The sequence below is a fragment of the Mycolicibacterium frederiksbergense genome (assembly GCF_012223425.1).
Taxonomy (GTDB): domain Bacteria; phylum Actinomycetota; class Actinomycetes; order Mycobacteriales; family Mycobacteriaceae; genus Mycobacterium; species Mycobacterium frederiksbergense.
This window is the reverse complement of the sequence record NZ_CP038799.1, coordinates 317,016-335,364: the sequence shown is the minus strand read 5'-3', so window position 1 is coordinate 335,364 and position 18,349 is coordinate 317,016. Positions and strand designations below refer to the sequence as shown.

General features: G+C 67.5%; 13 protein-coding genes. 9 read left to right on the top strand and 4 right to left on the bottom strand.

Going from position 1 to position 18,349, the window contains the following annotated elements; genetic code table 11:
- Positions 1-28: 28 nt before the first annotated feature.
- Together EXE63_RS04680 and EXE63_RS04675 are read left to right on the top strand one after the other, a co-directional pair.
- Complete coding sequence (locus tag EXE63_RS04680; protein ID WP_234904691.1) at positions 29-994, top strand: TIGR03857 family LLM class F420-dependent oxidoreductase; 966 nt, start codon at positions 29-31, stop codon at positions 992-994.
- 93 nt (positions 995-1,087) lie between these two features.
- Positions 1,088-1,945 (top strand): endonuclease domain-containing protein, encoded by an 858-nt coding sequence (locus tag EXE63_RS04675; RefSeq protein ID WP_168141011.1) that lies wholly within the window; start codon positions 1,088-1,090, stop codon positions 1,943-1,945.
- 51 nt (positions 1,946-1,996) lie between these two features.
- Here the strand turns inward: EXE63_RS04675 and EXE63_RS04670 are convergent, their stop codons facing one another.
- On the bottom strand, positions 1,997-3,493 hold the full coding sequence (locus EXE63_RS04670; protein WP_168141010.1) for an acyl-CoA carboxylase subunit beta: 1,497 nt from the start codon (positions 3,491-3,493) through the stop codon (positions 1,997-1,999).
- 73 nt (positions 3,494-3,566) lie between these two features.
- Between EXE63_RS04670 and EXE63_RS04665 the strand changes: the two genes are divergently transcribed.
- From EXE63_RS04665 to EXE63_RS04655, 3 genes are read left to right on the top strand one after another with little or no spacing between them, the layout of a single operon-like run.
- Positions 3,567-4,619, top strand: a complete 1,053-nt coding sequence (locus EXE63_RS04665; RefSeq protein ID WP_168141009.1) for an LLM class F420-dependent oxidoreductase — start codon at positions 3,567-3,569, stop codon at positions 4,617-4,619.
- A gap of 13 nt (positions 4,620-4,632) precedes the next feature.
- On the top strand, positions 4,633-5,511 hold the full coding sequence (locus EXE63_RS04660) for an SDR family oxidoreductase (RefSeq protein WP_168141008.1): 879 nt from the start codon (positions 4,633-4,635) through the stop codon (positions 5,509-5,511).
- Positions 5,508-6,743, top strand: a complete 1,236-nt coding sequence (locus EXE63_RS04655) for a cytochrome P450 (RefSeq protein WP_168141007.1) — start codon at positions 5,508-5,510, stop codon at positions 6,741-6,743. The genes EXE63_RS04660 and EXE63_RS04655 overlap by 4 nt, the downstream gene beginning before the upstream one ends.
- A gap of 80 nt (positions 6,744-6,823) precedes the next feature.
- On the opposite strand, the gene EXE63_RS04650 is transcribed toward EXE63_RS04655, so the two are convergent.
- Genes EXE63_RS04650 through EXE63_RS04640 form a run of 3 tightly spaced genes read right to left on the bottom strand, consistent with a single transcriptional unit; the run spans position 6,824 to position 10,831 of the window.
- Positions 6,824-6,961 carry a YbdD/YjiX family protein gene (locus EXE63_RS04650; protein WP_276006930.1) on the bottom strand — a complete coding sequence of 46 codons (138 nt, stop codon included), beginning with the start codon at positions 6,959-6,961 and terminating at the stop codon, positions 6,824-6,826.
- The gene (locus tag EXE63_RS04645) at positions 6,961-9,261 is read right to left on the bottom strand and encodes a carbon starvation CstA family protein (protein ID WP_168141005.1); all 2,301 of its coding nucleotides are present in this window, start codon (positions 9,259-9,261) and stop codon (positions 6,961-6,963) included. The genes EXE63_RS04650 and EXE63_RS04645 overlap by 1 nt, the downstream gene beginning before the upstream one ends.
- 46 nt (positions 9,262-9,307) lie before the next feature.
- Positions 9,308-10,831 (bottom strand): ATP-dependent DNA ligase, encoded by a 1,524-nt coding sequence (locus tag EXE63_RS04640; protein WP_168141004.1) that lies wholly within the window; start codon positions 10,829-10,831, stop codon positions 9,308-9,310.
- Positions 10,832-11,197: 366 nt separating this feature from the next.
- On the opposite strand from EXE63_RS04640, the gene EXE63_RS04635 reads away from it, so the two are divergent.
- The 4 genes from EXE63_RS04635 to narJ are packed head-to-tail and all read left to right on the top strand — an operon-like array spanning position 11,198 to position 18,349.
- Complete coding sequence (locus EXE63_RS04635) at positions 11,198-12,373, top strand: nitrate/nitrite transporter (RefSeq protein ID WP_168141003.1); 1,176 nt, start codon at positions 11,198-11,200, stop codon at positions 12,371-12,373.
- Positions 12,370-16,056 carry a nitrate reductase subunit alpha gene (locus tag EXE63_RS04630; RefSeq protein WP_168141002.1) on the top strand — a complete coding sequence of 1,229 codons (3,687 nt, stop codon included), beginning with the start codon at positions 12,370-12,372 and terminating at the stop codon, positions 16,054-16,056. The genes EXE63_RS04635 and EXE63_RS04630 overlap by 4 nt, the downstream gene beginning before the upstream one ends.
- The gene (gene narH / locus EXE63_RS04625) at positions 16,053-17,699 is read left to right on the top strand and encodes a nitrate reductase subunit beta (protein ID WP_168141001.1); all 1,647 of its coding nucleotides are present in this window, start codon (positions 16,053-16,055) and stop codon (positions 17,697-17,699) included. Before EXE63_RS04630 ends, narH begins: the two co-directional genes overlap by 4 nt.
- Positions 17,696-18,349, top strand: coding sequence for a nitrate reductase molybdenum cofactor assembly chaperone (gene narJ, locus EXE63_RS04620; protein WP_210000268.1), 654 nt, complete (start codon positions 17,696-17,698; stop codon positions 18,347-18,349). The genes narH and narJ overlap by 4 nt, the downstream gene beginning before the upstream one ends.

Below are 18,349 nucleotides of genomic sequence, written 5' to 3'. Positions count from 1 at the left end.
AGCCGGCGGCGAGGGGCCGGCCACGCTGATGGACGAGGCCCGGCGCGGCGAGGAACTCGGCTTCGGCACCGGATTCATCTCCGAACGCTGGAACGTCAAGGAGGCGTCGTCGCTCACCGGCGCGGCCCTGGCCGTGACGAATCGGATGCAGATCGCCACCGCGGCAACCAATCACAACACCCGCCATCCGCTCATCACCGGGTCGTGGGCCACCACCATGCACCGGCTGTCCGGTGGCCGGTTCACGCTCGGGCTCGGTCGGGGTATCGCGGCGATGTACGGGGCCTTCGGCGTGCCGGCGGTGACGACGGCGCAGATGGAGGATTTCGCGCAGGTGATGCGCCGGTTGTGGCACGGCGAGCTGATCTTCAACCACGACGGCCCGATCGGTAAGTACCAGCTGCTGTTCCTGGACCCCGATTTCAACGAGGACATCCGGCTGGCGATCGTGGCGTTCGGGCCGCGGACGCTGGCGCTCGGAGGCCGGGAGTTCGACGATGTCATCCTGCACACCTACTTCACCCCGGAGACGTTGCAGCGCGCGGTGAAGACGGTCAAGGAGGCCGCCGAACAGGCCGGCCGCAATCCCGATGACGTGCGGGTGTGGTCCTGCTTCGCCACCGTCGGCGACCACCTGCCCGAGGAGCTGCGGCTGAAGAAGACCGTCGCGCGGCTGGCCACCTACCTGCAAGGGTACGGCGATCTGCTGGTCAACACCAACGGGTGGGATCCCGCTGTGCTGCAACGCTTCCGCGACGACACCGTGGTGCAGTCCATCGGTGGCGGTATCGACCACAAGGGCACCGCCGAGCAGATCGAGCACATCGCCACGCTCATTCCCGACGAGTGGCTGGAACCGTCGGCGACCGGCTCATCCCAGCAGTGCGTCGACCGGATCCGCAAGGAGTTCGACTACGGTGCGGACGCGGTCATCATGCACGGCGCGACCCCGGACGAGCTCGAACCGATCGTCGAGGCCTACCGCGCCACCTAGCGAGTTGCGGAGTTCTCGTCGGAACCATTCCTACGAGAACTCCACAAACCGCGATGTGGGAACCGATCGGCGGGATGCTGCGTCCAATTCAGTGTGCTGGCAGACCTACTGCGCGACCATGACGGCGTCATCACCTTGGCCCAGGCACACGACGTCGGTCTCGGGCGGGACGATGTGCACTACCGGGTGCGCACCGGCGCGTGGCGACAGTGCGCTCGTGGTGTGTTCTTCGCGGACGACCGCGAATTCACCGACAGGGCGCGGATTCGGGCGGGGGTGTGGGCTTACGGTCACCGAGCCGTCGCGAGCGGTCTGACCGGGGCCTGGTGGCAGCGCCTCACGCAGTTCGCTCCCGAGATCGTCGAAGTGACTGTGCCGCGGGACTGCCGGCTGCGTCTCCAGCCCGGTACCAGGTTGCGTCGTCGCGATCTCGATCCTGCCGAGGTGGTCGAACGAGATGATCTGCGGGTGACGGCATTGCCGCTGACGGTGGTCGAAGCCGCCGTTCGTCGCGGTGGGGGTGCGAAGCTGATGGACGCTGCGTTGCAACGGCACGTCGAACTACCCGCGCTGTGGAAGGCCCACCTCAACAACAAGGGCCGCCATGGCGCACCGGCCGCGCGGCGCTTGCTGAGGGCCGCGGAGGACGGAACCCGATCCGCGGCGGAACGTGTGCTCGCGAGGCTCCTTCGCCAGGCGGGTATCACCGGCTGGAAGGCCAACCACCGGGTAGCGGGGTACAAGGTCGATTACGCGTTTCCCGATGCGAAGCTGATCCTGGAAGTCGACGGCTTTGCGTTTCACAGTGGCGCGGACGACTTCCATCATGACCGGGTGCGGCAGAATTCTCTGATTCTGGCCGGCTTCCAGGTCCTGCGATTCACCTGGCTGGACCTCACCGAGTACCCCGATCGCGTCATTGCGCAGATCGCACACGCACTCGCGCGGTGACGTGTGGAGTTTTCGTCGGAACCAATCCGACGAGAACTCCACAAATCGCGGTCAGGGGAGGATGACCGTGCGCTGCACCGGTTCCGCCGCGGCCTGCCGGGTCCGCAGGCCACGAGTCAACGCGGACAGCAGCTGATCGCGGGTCTCGCGCGGGTCGATCAGTTCGTCGAAACCGAGATGGTCCGCGGATCGGTAGGACGCCGACAGTTCGGCCTCTCGCAGCTGAGCCGACAGATCGGCCTCGGCGTGCGAGGCCTTCGACAGCGCGGCCGCGCTCATCGCGCCCATGGTCGCGCCCGGGAAGGCGAAGGTCGCCTCCTGGCTGTCGAATCCCAACAGCGACATCACCATCGAGCCGAACCCGTAGGCCTTGCGCAGCGTGACATGCAGCTTGAGCGTCGTCGCCGCGGTCTGCGCGGCGAACATCCGGGCCCCGGCCCGCAGCACACCGGTCTTCTCGGAGCGGCTGCCCGGCAGCATGCCCGGGTTGTCGGCCAAAAACACGATCGGCAGGTGGAACGAATCCGCCACCATGATGAAGTGCGCGGCCTTGTCCGCGGCATCCGCGTCGATGGACCCGGCCAGCACATTGGGCTGATTGGCCACCACCGCGACCGGGTGGCCACCCAGATGAGCCAGCGCGCAGATGATCGCCTTGCCGAACTGCGGCTGGACCTCGAACCAGTCGGTGTTGTCGAAGATGACGTCGAGCACCGAGCGCATGTCGTAGACCCGCCGGTTGTCCCGGGAGATAATCTGCAGCAGTTCCGGGGTGGGCCGGCCGGCGGCGTCCTCGTCGAAGGGCAGCGCTTCGGGATAGGACCATGCGCTGGACGGAAAGTAGGATAGGTAACGGCGGATGTCGTCGATGACGCCCTCGTCGGTGTCCGCGTGGTTGTGGATGACACCGCTGCGCAGCGCGACATTCGGTCCGCCGAGATCCTCCTTGGTGATGTCCTCACCGGTGGACTCCCGCACCACCGGCGGCCCGGCGGTGAAGATGGCGCCCTGGCTGCTCATGATCCGGAAGTCGCTGACCGGCGCCACCAGCGCGCCGTGGCCGGCCGACGGGCCGAGCACGGCGGCCACCGTCGGGACCCGGCCAGAGCACTGCGCCTGGGCGATCAGATCGGTGGGGGTGCGGCCGTAATGCGCTCCGGTGGGCCGGAATCCGGCGCCCTCCAGCAGCATGACCAGCGGGATCTTGTCGCGTACCGCGAGTTCGGCCAACCGGTAGCGCTTGGCGTTACCGGTCGAGCCGATGCTGCCGGCCAGCGTGGTGAAGTCCTCGGCGCCCGCCATGACCGGGGATCCGTTGATCAGCCCGGAGCCGGTGACGATGCCGTCCGCGGCGATCTCGCCGCCGGCGAAGGTGCCGAATTCGCGGAAGCTGCCAGGGTCCAGGAGACGGTCGATGCGGGCCCGGACGTCGAGCTTGCCCTTGGCACGATGCTTGGCGACCCGGTCGGGTCCACCCATGGCCAGGGTGTGCTCGCGACGACGCGCCAAATCGTCGAGGGTTTCCTGCCAGTCGGGGGTGTTCGTCATCCAGGAGTCCTGTTCTCGGTGGCCGTCGTGGGTTCGTTGACCATACTGAAGTGCTTACTGTAGCGTCCCCCGCATGGGTAATGTCGCCCGGCTGAGCATCGATCGCGGTATCCCGAGCGACCTCACCACAGTCCCGGCGCGGGCACGCGAGATCGAGCAACAGGGCTACGACGGCTGCTGGACCGGGGAGATCAATCACGACCCGTTCCTGCCGCTGCTGTTGGCGGCCGAACACACCTCGCGGCTGCAGCTGGGCACCAGCATCGCGGTGGCCTTCGCGCGCAATCCGATGCTCGTCGCACAGCTGGGCTGGGATCTGAACAGCTACGCCCAAGGTCGATTCATCCTCGGGCTTGGCACCCAGGTGCAGGCCCACATCGAGAAGCGCTTCTCCATGCCGTGGAGCCACCCGGCGAAGCGGATGCGCGAATTCGTGGCCGCGGTGCACGCGATCTGGGACACCTGGCAGCACGGATCACGACTGGAGTTCGAGGGTGAGTTCTACAGCCACAAACTGATGACGCCGATGTTCACCCCGGAGCCGCAACCGCACGGGGTGCCCAAGGTCTTCGTCTCTGCCGTCGGCGATCTGATGACCCGGGTGGCCGGCGAGGTCGCCGATGGCCTGATCGCGCACGCCTTCACCACCCGCCGCTACCTCGATGAGGTGACCGCCTCGGCGCTGCAGACCGGTCTGGACGCTGCGGGGCGTTCCCGGGCGGACTTCGAGTTGTCCTGCCCGGTGTTCGTGGTGACCGGCGAGACCGAGGAGCAGTTTTCCGCATCGGCGGCCGCACACCGTAAACAGCTGGCTTTCTACGGATCCACCCCCGCCTACCGCAAGGTGTTGGACTTGCACAGCTGGGGCGACCTGCACGACGAGCTGCACCGGTTGTCCCGGCTGGGGGAGTGGGACACCATGGCCACCCTGTTCGACGACGAGATGCTGCAGACCTTCGCGGTGGTCGCCGAATTACCGGATGTGGCAACCGCGTTGGTGCAACGCTGCGCCGGGGCCATCGACCGGGTGCTGCCCGGATTCCCGGCCGGAATGTCGGAGTCCGCTATCGCGACGGTGCTCGATGAGGTGCGGTTGCGCCGAGATGCAGTGAATGCTGATGGGTGAGAAGAGGTTCGGTGTGGACAGAATCAGTGGCAAGACGGTGGCGATCACCGGCGCCGCCCGCGGCATCGGGTACGCCACCGCCAGGGCGCTGCGCGACCGCGGGGCCCGGGTGATCATCGGTGACCGTGACGTCGAGGCGCTACACGCCGCGGTGTCCACGCTCGGCGGCGACCGGGTCAGCGGCCACCCACTCGATGTCACCGACCGGGAGTCGTTCACCAGCTTCCTGAAACAGGCCCGCGTCGACGGGGATGGCCGCGTCGACGTGCTGATCAACAACGCCGGCGTGATGCCGATCGGCGGGCTGCTGGACCAGTCCGTACAGGCACTGCGCTCGGCCATCGAGGTGAACTTCTACGGGGTGATCACCGGCTGCCAATTGGTGTTGCCCGAGATGATCGACCGCGGCGCCGGTCACATCATCAACGTCGCCTCACTCGCGGGCCTGATGCCGGTACCCGGTCAAACCGTCTACGCCGGAACGAAATCCGCGGTGATCAGCTTTTCCAGCGCGATGGCCGACGAGTTCGCCGACCGCGGCATCCAGGTCAGCGTGGTGATGCCGCCGTTCACCCGCACCGAGCTGATCACCGGCACCGCGGAGACCAGGGCGAACCGGCCCGTGGAGCCCGAGGACATCGCCGCGGCCATCGTCCGGGCACTCGACAAACCGAAGACACATGTGACGGTGCCGGGCGGCATCCGCTTCGTACTCGGGCCGCTGGGCCTGCTCGGGCCGCGCGGCCGACGCTGGGTGGGCCGCCGGGTCGGCACCGACAAGGTCTTCTTGGAATTCGACACCGACGCCCGCAACGGCTACGAGCAGCGGGCACGGTCCGCGCTGGGCGTCGTCGATCATGCCGACCCGGAAACGATGAGGAGTCCGAAATGAGTACACCGACCATGGACGAGGCCGCGAAGGTGCTGGCGGACCCGAAGGCCTACACCGATGAGGCCGGGCTGCACGCCGCGCTGACCCACCTGCGGGCCAACGCGCCGGTGTCCTGGGTGGAGGTCGAGGACTACGCCCCGTTCTGGGCCATCACCAAACACGCCGACATCATGGAGATCGAACGCGCCAACGACATCTTCACCAACTCGCCGCGCCCGGTGCTGGTCACCAAGCAGGGCGACGAGCAGCAGGCCGCGGTCGGCATCAAGACGCTGATCCACATGGACGACCCGCAACACCGTGACTTCCGGGCGATCGGGGCAAACTGGTTCCGGCCCAAGGCGATGCGCGCTCTCAAGGACCGCGCCGACGAGCTGGCGGTGCAGTTCATCGACAAGATGGCCGCCGAGGGTCCGGAATGTGACTTCGTCCAGCAGGTGGCGGTCAACTACCCGCTGTACATGATCATGACGCTGCTGGGCGTGCCGGAATCGGACTTCGCCTCGATGTTGCGTTGGACGCAGGAACTGTTCGGCAGTGATGACGAGGAACTGCAGCGCGGCACCATGGAAGAAAGCATGGGTGCGCTGCTGGAGATGTTCCAGTACTTCACCGAACTGACCGCGTCCCGGCGGGCCAACCCGACCGATGACCTGGCGTCCACCGTCGCCAACGCCACCATCGACGGTAAACCGCTCGATGACATCGAAACCGTGTCGTATTACGCGATTCTGGCGGCCGCCGGGCACGACACCTCCAGCGCGAGCATCTCCGGGGGGATGGCCGCCCTGCTGCAGCATCCCGATCAGCTGGCCCGGTTGCGCAACGATATGAGCCTGATGCCGTTGGCCGTCGAGGAGATGATCCGCTGGACCACACCGGTCAAGGAATTCATGCGGACCGCGCAGCAGGACTACGAGATTCGCGGCACCCGGATCAAGGCGGGGGAGGCGGTGCTGCTGTCGTACGTGTCCGGCAACCGGGACGAAGAGGTGTTCGACGAGCCGTTCACCTTCGACATCGGCCGGGATCCCAACAAGCACATCGCCTTCGGCTACGGGGTGCACTTCTGTCTGGGTGCGGCGCTGGCCCGACTGGAGATCAACAGCTTCTTCTCCGCGCTGCTGCCCCGGCTGGAGTCGGTCGAGTTGGCCGGCGAACCGGCCCACATGGCGACGACATTCGTCGGCGGGCTCAAGCATCTACCGATCCGGTACCGCGTCACGGGCTGATTACCCGCGGCGAGCGTGCGCACACTCGTGCCAACTTTCGGCGTGTTGGGGTGCAGACACGCACGCTCGCCAGAGTGAGATCAGCAGCAGCGGGCGCCGGGGTTGGCATCCGCGGCGGCGTGCCGCAGCTTCCAGTACTCCCGCTCCGTGGGCACCGGCTCACCCGGGTGGGTGCGGGTGCGGAGCTCGACATACCGCCGATAGTGGTTATCGCCCATCAATGTCCCGACGTACCAGGTGATTTGGCGTGCGGCCTGGCGTGCGCCGCCGGCAATTCGTCCCACTGTTTCTGCACCTCCTTCTCCACCGACGTCGCGATCAGACCCGAGGGCGCGAAGATGCGTGACGGCACCGGCTCGTCCTCGGCGGTCGGTGCCCCGGTGCCCCGTATCGCGCGGATGGACACGATCACACCGGCAACAAACACGATGATCACCACCAAGGCGAACACGATCGACAAGGTGCCCTGGATGAACGTGTTGCGCACCACGGCGCTGATCGCGTCGGGAGTCTTGGCCGCACCGAACCCCGTGGCACCGGAGTCCTGCGCAGCGCGGTAGAGGAAGTGCTGTGTCCAGTACCCGACCCGCGGATCACCGGAGAAGATCTTCTGCCACGACGCGGTGAGCGTGACGAGCAGATCCCAGACCAACGGAATCGCCGGTATCCACGCCCATTTCAGCAGGCCCCTCTTGATGACCACCACCATCACCACGGTCAGCGCGATCGCGGCCAGTAGCTGATTGGCGATACCGAACAACGGGAACAGCGTGTTGATCCCGCCGAGCGGATCGGTGACCCCCATCAACAGGATGCTGCCCCACCCGGCAACCACCAGCACGCTGCAGGTCCACGCCCCGATCCGCCAACTCGGGTCCTTCAGCTTGCGCAGCGGCCCGCCGAGGTTGCTCAGGCCGTCGGACAGCATGAAGCGCGCCACCCGGGTGCCGGCGTCGACCGTGGTGAGGATGAACAGCGCCTCGAACATGATCGCGAAGTGATACCAGAACGCCTTGAGGCCGGCCCCGCCGAATACCTGGTGCAGCACTTCGGATATGCCGATCGCCAGGGTGGGGGCGCCCCCGGTCCGGGAAACGATCGATTCCTCGCCGACATCCTCCGCGGCCTGGGTGATCTGTTCGGGGGTGATATCAGGGCCGGACAGTCCGAGCCCGTTGACGTAAGCGGCGGCCGATTCCGCGGTGCCGCCGGTCTGGGCCGTCGGCGCGTTGAGGGTGAAGTACAGGTGCTGGTTGAGGATGGCCGCCGCGACGAGCGCCATGATCGCGACGAACGACTCGGTCAGCATGCCGCCGTAACCGATCAGCCGCATCTGGCTTTCCTTCTCCACCAGCTTCGGCGTCGTTCCCGACGAGATCAGCGCATGGAACCCGGACAGCGCACCGCAGGCAATGGTGATGAACAGGAACGGGAACAGCGAACCGGCGAACACCGGCCCGTCGCCGCGGGTGGCGAAGTCCGACACCGCCGGCGCCTGCATCACCGGTTGGGCGATGAGGATGCCGACCGCGAGCAACGCGATGGTGCCGACCTTCATGAACGTGGACAGATAGTCCCGCGGGGCCAGCAGCAGCCAGACCGGCAGCACCGACGCCGCGAATCCGTAGATGATCAGGCACCAGGACAGCGCGACCTTGGACAGCGTGAACCAGTCTGCACCCCACGATGTTTCGGCGACCCAACCACCCGAGACGACCGCCAGCAGCAGCAGCGCAACACCGATCAGCGATACCTCGGACACCCGCCCGGGTCGCAGGAACCGCAGATAGACGCCCATGAACAGGGCGATCGGAATGGTCATGGCGATGGAGAACACGCCCCACGGGCTTTCGGCCAGCGCGTTGACCACCACCAGCGCGAGCACCGCCAGCAGAATCACCATGATGGCCAGCACGCCCACGATGGCGGCCGCGCCGCCGAACGTGCCCAGCTCGTCACGGGCCATCTGGCCCAGGGAGCGTCCGCGGCGGCGGGTGGAGATGGCCAGCACCAGATAGTCCTGCACGCAGCCGGCCACCACCGCGCCGATGATGATCCAGATGGTGCCCGGCAGATAGCCCATCTGCATGGCCAGCACCGGGCCGACGAGCGGGCCCGCGCCGGCGATGGCGGCGAAGTGATGCCCGAACAGCACCCGCCGATCGGTGGGCATGTAGTCGGTGCCGTTCTCGAAGATCTCGGCCGGTGTCGCCTGGTCGTCGCGCGGTTTGACGATCTTCATCTCGATCAGCCGGGCGTAGAACCGGAAGCCGATGATGTAGGTGCAGATCGCGGCGATGACGAACCACACCGAATTGACCGTCTCACCGCGGACGAACGCGACGATCGCCCAGGCGATCGCTCCGATGACCGCGATGATCGCGAAGATCACCTTGTGTTTGGTGGTGATCGGCGACCGGTCGATGATCGCCACCGGCGGCAGATCCTTGTCGGTGCGCACGAAGGTGATGTCGCCGCGCTGTTCCTCAGTGCGTTCCGAGGCGCTGGGAGATGCCATGCTCTGAATCCTTACACCGCACCCGCACGACATTGGGGCTTTCCGGTCATCCGTTGCGTTCGTAGTGTTCACGGACGGTGTCGACCGTGTCGGCCTCGACGGCGGACTTGTCGTCGCGGTAGCGCAGCACCCGGGCGAACCGCAGCGTCATCCCGGCGGGGTAGCGGGTGGAGCCCTGCACGCCGTCGAACGCGATCTCGACCACCTGCTCGGGCCGCACCCGCACCAGGTAGCCGTCGGTCGGGCCGTCGGCCAGTTCGGTGAACCGCTGGGTCTGCCAGGCCAACATGGCGTCGGTCATGCCCTTGAACGTCTTGCCCAGCATCAGGTAGCCGCCGGTCTGCGGGTCGCGGGCGCCGAGGTGGATATTCGACAATTTGCCGGTGCGCCGGCCGGACCCCCACTCCACGGCCAGCACCACCAGATCCAAGGTGTGCACCGGCTTGACCTTCAGCCAGGCCGCGCCGCGCCGGCCTGCCGCGTACCCGGCGTCCGGATCCTTGGCCATCACCCCCTCGTGCCCGGCGGCCAGGGTGCGCTCCAGGAACTGCTGTGCGGCAACGGGGTCCGATGCCGTCAGCCGCTGCATGCGCTGCGTCGCGGGAACCACCTCGTCGAGCGCGGCGAGCCGCTCGGTCATCGGGGCGTCGAGCAGGTCGGTACCGTCCCGGTGCAGCAGGTCGAAGAAGAACACCGACAGCGGCTCGCGGCCGCCCGCAGCCGAGCGGGTACCGAACCGGGACGCGGTCACCTGGAAACGGTGCGGCCGGCCGTCCGGGCGCAGCGCGATGGCCTCGGCGTCGGCGATCAACTCGCTCACCGGCAGCGCGAGCGTCGCCGCCACCACCTCCGGCAACCGGGCGGTGACGTCGTCGAGGCTGCGGGTGTAGATCGACACGGTGTCCCCGGCGCGGTGCACCTGCACCCGGGCCCCGTCCAGTTTGGATTCGAACACCGCTGTCCCGCCGAGTTTGTCGAGCGCATCCTGGACCGAGACCGCGGTCTGGGCCAGCATCGGCCCGACCGGGCGGCCCACCTGCAGGGTGAACCGGCCGAGATCGCCGCCGGTCAGCGCCGCCGCCGCGACCACCGGCAGCTCCCCGGCCAGCATCGCGGCCCGGCGCACCGCGGCCACCGGGACCGTCGCCGCCTTGGCGACGGCGTCGACCATCACCCCCGCCAACGCACCCTGCCGGAGCTCACCGCCGAGCAGACGCTGGAGGAACTGCTGTTCCTCGGCGGTGGCGGCGCCGAACAAGGCGCGCAGCCGATCGGCGCGCTGGGCCTGTGACCCGGGTCCGGACAGTCCCTTGATCGCCGAGAATGCGGCGTCCACGGCCGCCACCGTCAGGGCGGGAAGGCCGGCCGGTGCTGGCATGGTGCGCAGCGCGGCCCAGCCGACCCCGATCTGGCGCTGCGGCAACTCCCCGGACAGCCACGCCACCACCACCGCGGCATCGGCCGCCGAGTCGAGCGCGGACAGGGTCGCGGCCACCCGGGTCACCTTGGCCAGCCGGGAGGACAGTGCACCCACCTCCGTCGAGGTGGCCGCGATCGCTGCGAGGAGCACCTGTCCAGCCTGCCACCGGTCACCGACACGATCGGAAAATGTGCCGATATGGCAGGGCGGAAGTGAGATCGCCGAAACCGTTGATCTGCCGAGATATTCACCGGTGACGCGCCGAGCGAGCCGATCCGCCACAAAGTTTGCTGGTCACGGCCCGGTAATCGGGCATCCGGTGGCCTCTTGGTGCAGCTGCTCCCGACCGGGCCGGTGCGGTCCCGAAGCCGGGCCGGCCCCGGCGAAGACCGGGCCGTTCGCCGAATCCGTACTGCGGCGACGATATTGCCCAAAAAGATGCCACGCGGCCGGATCAATGGTTCGCTTGTAGCTGTGTCTGCGGCTGTTGAGCCGGTTACCGGCTCTGCTCGAACGATGAACCTCGTGCTCGCCACCTGGGTTTCGGCGATCAACTTCTGGGCCTGGAACATGATCGGGCCGCTGTCGACGACCTATGCCGGTGATATGCGCCTGTCCAGTACGCAGGCCTCGATGCTGGTCGCCACGCCCATCCTGGTCGGGTCGTTGGGGCGCATCGTGATCGGATCGCTCACCGACCGCTTCGGTGGCCGGGTGATGTTCATCGCGGTCACGCTGGCGTCCATACCCCCGGTGCTGGCGGTCGGGGCGGCCGGCGCCGCCGGGTCCTACCCGATGCTGTTGGTGTGCGGATTCTTCCTCGGGATCGCCGGCACCATCTTCGCGGTCGGTATTCCCTTCGCCAACAATTGGTATGAGCCGAGCAGGCGGGGATTCGCCACCGGGGTCTTCGGTATGGGCATGGTCGGCACCGCACTGTCGGCGTTCTTCACCCCCCGGTTCGTGGGCTGGTTCGGTCTGTTCACCACCCATCTGGTCATCGCGGTGGCGCTGGCGCTGACGGCGGTGCTGTGTCTGGTGGCCATGCGCGATTCGGCGGCGTTCCACGCCAACACCGATCCGGTCGTGCCGAAACTCAAGGCCGCCGCGAAGCTTCGGGTCACCTGGGAGATGGCGTTCCTGTACGCGGTGGTGTTCGGTGGGTTCGTCGCGTTCAGCAATTATCTGCCCACTTACATCAAGACCATCTACGAGTTCTCCGCCGTCGATGCCGGGGCCCGCACCGCCGGTTTCGCGCTGGCGGCCGTGCTGGCCCGGCCGGTGGGCGGCATGTTGTCCGACCGGATACCACCGAAATACGTGGTGCTCACGTCCTTCGGCGGGACCGCCGTGCTGGCGGGCGTCGCGATGCTCCAACCCCCGCCGGACTTCTGGTCGGCGGTCACCTTCATCACCCTGGCGGTATTCCTCGGTATCGGCACCGGCGGCGTCTTCGCCTGGGTGGCCCGCCGGTCACCGGCCAAATCGGTCGGGTCGATCACCGGGATTGTCTCCGCGGCAGGTGGTTTAGGCGGTTACTTCCCGCCGCTGGTGATGGGGACGACATACGATCCCGTCGACAACGACTACTCCACCGGACTGGTCCTGCTGGTGGCCACCGCGCTGATCGCCTTCGGCTACACGGCCCTGCGTCTGCACACCCACGAACCCGTCAAGGAGGCGCAGTCGTGACCACACCGCATATCGGAGGTGCGGCCGAGGAACTGCTGGAACGCAGCGGCCGGTTCTTCAGCCCGGGTACCTTCTCGGCCGACCTGCGCACCGTCAGCCACCGCGGTGGACGTGAGGGTGACGTGTTCTACCGGGACCGGTGGAGCCACGACAAGGTGGTGCGGTCCACCCACGGGGTGAACTGCACCGGTTCGTGCTCGTGGAAGATCTATGTCAAGGACGGCATCATCACCTGGGAGACCCAGGAGACCGACTATCCGTCGGTGGGGGCGGACCGGCCCGAGTACGAGCCGCGCGGCTGCCCGCGCGGGGCCGCGTTCTCCTGGTACACCTACTCGCCGACCCGGGTGCGCTACCCCTACGCCCGCGGCGTGCTCGTGGAGATGTACCGGGAGGCCAAGGCACGGCTGCATGATCCGGTGCTGGCCTGGGCCGATATCCAGGGCGACCCGGACCGTCGCCGCCGCTACCAGCAGGCCCGCGGCAAGGGCGGACTGGTGCGGGTCGGTTGGTCCGAGGCCACCGAGATGATCGCTGCCGCACACGTGCACACCATCAAGACCTACGGCCCGGACCGGGTGGCCGGGTTCTCGCCGATCCCGGCGATGTCCATGGTCAGCCATGCCTGCGGGTCCCGCTTCGTGGAGCTGCTCGGCGGGGTGATGACCTCGTTCTACGACTGGTACGCCGACCTGCCGGTGGCCTCACCGCAGGTGTTCGGTGACCAGACCGACGTCCCGGAATCGGGGGACTGGTGGGATGCGTCCTACCTGCTGATGTGGGGGTCCAACGTCCCGGTCACCAGGACGCCGGACGCACACTGGATGGCCGAGGTCCGATACCGCGGAACGAAAGTGGTGACGGTCAGCCCCGACTACGCCGACAACACCAAATTCGCCGACGAGTGGATGCCGTGCGCGGCCGGCACCGACGGTGCGCTGGCAATGGCGATGGGCCAGGTGATCCTGTCGGAATGCTTTGTCCAAAAGCAGATCCCGTTCTTCGAGAACTATGTGCGCACGTTCACCGACCTGCCGTTCCTGGTCAAGCTGGAAGCCCGGGGCGACGCGCTGGTGCCCGGTAAGAATCTGACCGCCGCCGACCTGGGTCAGGACACCGAAAACGCAGCGTTCAAACCGGTGCTGTTGGACAGCGTCAGCGACAGCGTCGCGGTACCGCAGGGCTCGCTGGGATTCCGGTTCGGTGCCAGCGGCGCGGGCAGTTGGAACCTGGACCTGGAGAACCTGGTGCCCGCCCTCACCGTCGCGGTCGAGGGCGGTGAGAGCGCCGAAATCCGGTTGCCCCGCTTCGACACCGTCGACGGGCACGGCGAGACACTGAGCCGCGGAGTACCGGTCCGCCGGGTCGGCGAGCACCTGGTCTGTACGGTGTTCGACCTGATGCTGGCCCAGTACGGGGTCCCCCGACCCGGTCTGCCCGGTGACTGGCCCAGTGGCTACCAGGATGCCGAGCGCCCCTACACCCCGGCCTGGCAGGAACCCATCACCGGGGTATCGGCGGCCCAGGTCATCAGGATCGCCCGCGAATTCGCCCGCAACGCCGAGGAATCCAACGGTCGGTCGATGATCATCATGGGCGCCGGCATCTGCCAGTGGTTCCACGGGGACGCCACCTACCGGGCCGTGCTGGCCATGCTGCTGCTGACCGGGTCGATGGGACGCAACGGCGGCGGTTGGGCACACTACGTCGGCCAGGAGAAGTGCCGGCCGGTCACCGGGTGGGCGACCATGGCGATGGCCACCGACTGGTCCCGGCCGCCCCGGCAGATGGCCGGCACGTCTTATTGGTACGCCCACACCGATCAGTGGCGCTACGACGGTTACCGGGCGGACACCCTGGCCAGCCCGCTGGGCCGGGGCCGATTCGCCGGTAAGCACACCATGGACGTACTGGCCTCGGCGACCGCGATGGGGTGGAGTCCGTTCTTCCCGCAGTTCGACCGGTCCAGCCTGGACGTCGCCGACGAGGCGATCGCCGCCGGGCAGGACATTCCGGAGTATGTGGCCGGCCGGTTGGCCTCCGGTGACCTCAAACTGGCCGTCACCGACCCGGACAACCCGGCCAACTGGCCGCGGGTGCTCAATGTGTGGCGGGCCAACCTGTTGGGATCCTCGAGCAAGGGCAACGAATACTTCCTGCGCCACCTGCTCGGCACCACCTCGAATGTGCAGGGCGATCCGGCTCCGGATGAGCTGCGGCCCAACGATGTCCGCTGGACCGAGGACATCCCGGAGGGCAAGCTCGACCTGTTGATGTCCATCGACTTCCGGATGACCTCGACGACGTTGCTCTCCGATGTGGTGCTGCCCGCCGCAACCTGGTACGAGAAGGCGGACCTGTCCAGCACCGATATGCACCCCTATGTGCACGCGTTCAGCCCGGCCGTCGACCCGCCCTGGGAAACCCGGTCGGACTTCGAGGCTTTCGGCGCGGTGGCCCGCACGTTCAGCGCACTGGCCGCCAAACATCTCGGGGTGCGCACCGATGTGGTGCTGGGCACCCTGCAGCACGACACGCCCGGTGCGATGGCCTACCCGTCGGGCGCCGAGCACGATTGGCGGGTCACCGGGGAGGTGCCGGTCCCGGGTAAGACGATGGGGCCGCTGGCGGTGGTAGAGCGCGACTACGGTGCGATCGCGCAGAAGTGGGCCACCCTGGGGCCGCTGGTGGACACCCTCGGGGTGACCACCAAGGGCGTGACGACCCACCCGAACCAGGAGGTGCGCGAACTCGGCGCGAAGTTCGGGGTGATGGATTCCGGCCCGGCGCAGGGCCGGCCGGCGATCACCACGGCCGAGCGGATGGCCGACGTGATCCTGGCGCTGTCGGGCACCTCAAACGGTCGGCTCGCGGTGGAGGGCTTCCTGGAACTGGAGAAACGGGTCGGCCGGAAACTGGCGCACCTGGCCGCCGGCAGCGAGGAGCGTCGCATCACCTACGCCGATACCCAGGCCCGGCCGGTGCCGGTGATCACCAGCGCGGAGTGGTCGGGCAGCGAGACCGGCGGGCGGCGCTACGCACCGTTCACGGTGAACATCGAGGAACTCAAGCCGTTTCACACGCTGACCGGGCGGATGCACTTCTACGTCGACCACGACTGGCTGGAGGAACTCGGCGAGCAACTGCCGATCTATCGGCCGCCGCTGGACATGGCCCGACTGTTCGGTGAACCGCAGGTGGGGGAGCCCGGTTCGAACGGGGTGGGGTTGACGGTGCGCTACCTGACACCGCACTCGAAATGGTCGATCCACTCCGAGTACCAGGACAACCTGTTCATGCTGTCGCTGTCCCGCGGCGGTCCGACGATGTGGATGGCACCGGCCGACGCGGCGAAGATCGCGGTCCGCGACAACGATTGGGTCGAGGCGGTGAACCGCAACGGGGTGCTGGTCTGCCGGGCGATCGTCAGTCACCGGATGCCCGAGGGAGTGGTGTTCGTCTACCACGCCCAGGAGCGCACCATCGACGTCCCGCTCACCGAGACCACCGGAACCCGCGGCGGCATCCACAATTCGCTGACCCGGCTGCTGATCAAACCCAGCCATCTGGCCGGCGGATATGCTCAGCATTCCTTCGCCTTCAACTATCTGGGCCCGACCGGTAACCAACGCGACGAAGTGACCGTGGTGCGGCGGCGGTCGCAGGAGGTGAAGTACCAGTGAAGGTCATGGCCCAGATGGCGATGGTGATGAATCTGGACAAGTGCATCGGCTGTCACACCTGCTCGGTGACCTGCAAGCAGGCCTGGACGAACCGGGCCGGCACCGAGTACGTGTGGTTCAACAATGTGGAAACCCGTCCCGGACAAGGGTATCCGCGCACCTACGAAGACCAGGAGCGCTGGCGCGGTGGTTGGCGACTGGACCGCCGCGGCCGGCTGCGGCTACGCGACGGCGGCCGGTTCGCCAAGCTGGCGCGCATCTTCGCCAACCCGAAGCTGCCGTCCATCGACGACTACTACGAGCCGTGGACCTACGACTACGAGAATCTGACCACCGCGCCGCTGGGGGAGCACATCCCGGTCGCCCCGCCGCGCAGCCTGATCAGCGGGGAACCGATGAAGGTGTCCTGGTCGGCGGCCTGGGATGACGACCTCGGTGGCTCACCGGAGATCGTGCCGGGAGACCCGGTGCTGCAGAAGGTCAGCGAGCAGATCAAACTCGAGCTCGAACAGACCTTCATGTTCTACCTGCCCCGAATCTGCGAGCACTGCCTGAACCCGTCCTGCGTCGCCTCGTGCCCGTCCGGGGCGATGTACAAGCGCTCCGAGGACGGCATCGTGCTCGTCGATCAGGACCGCTGCCGCGGCTGGCGGATGTGCGTCTCCGGATGTCCTTACAAGAAGGTCTATTTCAACCACAAGACCGGTAAGGCCGAGAAATGCACGATGTGCTACCCGCGTATCGAGGTCGGGTTGCCCACGGTATGCGCGGAGACCTGCGTGGGCCGGCTGCGCTATATCGGGCTGGTGCTCTACGACGTGGACAAGGTGCTCGGCGCCGCATCGGTGTCCGATGACAAGGACCTGTACCAAGCGCAGAAGCAGATCCTGCTCGACCCGGCCGATCCCGACGTCATCGCCGGGGCCCGCGCGGAGGGCATCTCCGATGAGTGGATCGAAGCCGCGCAGCGGTCCCCGATCTACAAGCTGATCCACACCTACGGCGTTGCGCTGCCGCTGCATCCGGAGTACCGCACGATGCCGATGGTCTGGTACATCCCGCCGCTGTCACCGGTGGTCGACGCCGTCAGCCGGGACGGGCACGACGGCGAGGACATCGGGAACCTCTTCGGTGCGTTGGAGGCGCTGCGCATCCCGATCGAGTACCTGGCCGGTCTGTTCACCGCGGGGGACACCGCGGTCGTCGACGGGGTGCTGCGCCGGCTGGCCGCGATGCGCGCGTATATGCGTGACATCAACCTCGGCCGCGAGACCCAGCCGCACATCCCTGCCGCGGTCGGGATGACCGAAGAGCAGATCTATGAGATGTACCGGCTGCTGGCGATCGCGAAATACGAAGACCGCTACGTCATTCCGACGGCGTACAGCTCCGAGGCGCACGCGTTGGAAGAGTCGGCCTGCGCACTGGACTTCGACGGCGGTCCCGGCATGTACGAGTCCGGTCCGTTCGGGGAGGCCAGCGGCGGTCCGGTGCCGGTCGCGATCGAGACCTTCCACGCACTGCAGCACCGGCAGACCACCGAGGGGATGGGGGCCAACGCCGACAGCCCGTCCCGGGTGAACCTGCTGAATTGGGACGGCCGCGGTGTGCCCACCGGCATCTTCCCGGAGGACAAACCGTGAAGTGGCGCAAGGATGATGCCCGCAAGAGCAACGTGTTGCGGGACCGTCTGGTCTGGCAGGCCGCTTCACTGCTGCTGGCCTATCCCGACGACGGGCACCGGGCCCGGCTGGACAGCGTCGACACGTTGATCGGGCACCTCGGCGACCCGGATGCGTCCCCGTTGCGCGCCGCGCTGTCCGGGTTGCGCGGCCTCGACGCGCTGACCGCACAGACCGAGTATGTGCAGACCTTCGACCTGAGTCGGCGCCGCACCATGCTGCTGACCTACTGGACCGCCGGGGACACCCGCAACCGCGGCATGCAGATGCTGACCTTCGCCCGGGCCTACCGGGCCGCGGGTGCCCAGCCGCCGACCGGTGAGGCCCCCGATCACCTGCCGGTGGTGCTGGAGTTCGCCGCCACCGTCGACCCGGCAGCCGGCCGCGCGTTGCTCACCGAGCACCGGGTGCCGCTGGAGGCGCTGCGCCAGGCCCTGGCGGAGTCGGGTTCGCCGTACGCCCATGTCGTCGCGGCGGTGTGCGCGACGTTGCCGGTGACCTCGCAGGATCAGGTGCGCCGCCTGATCAGCGCCGGTCCGCCCGCCGAAGCCGTTGGACTGCAACCGTTTCAACTGACCGTGCCGCCCCGTCGGGCAGCGGGAGGGGGCTGA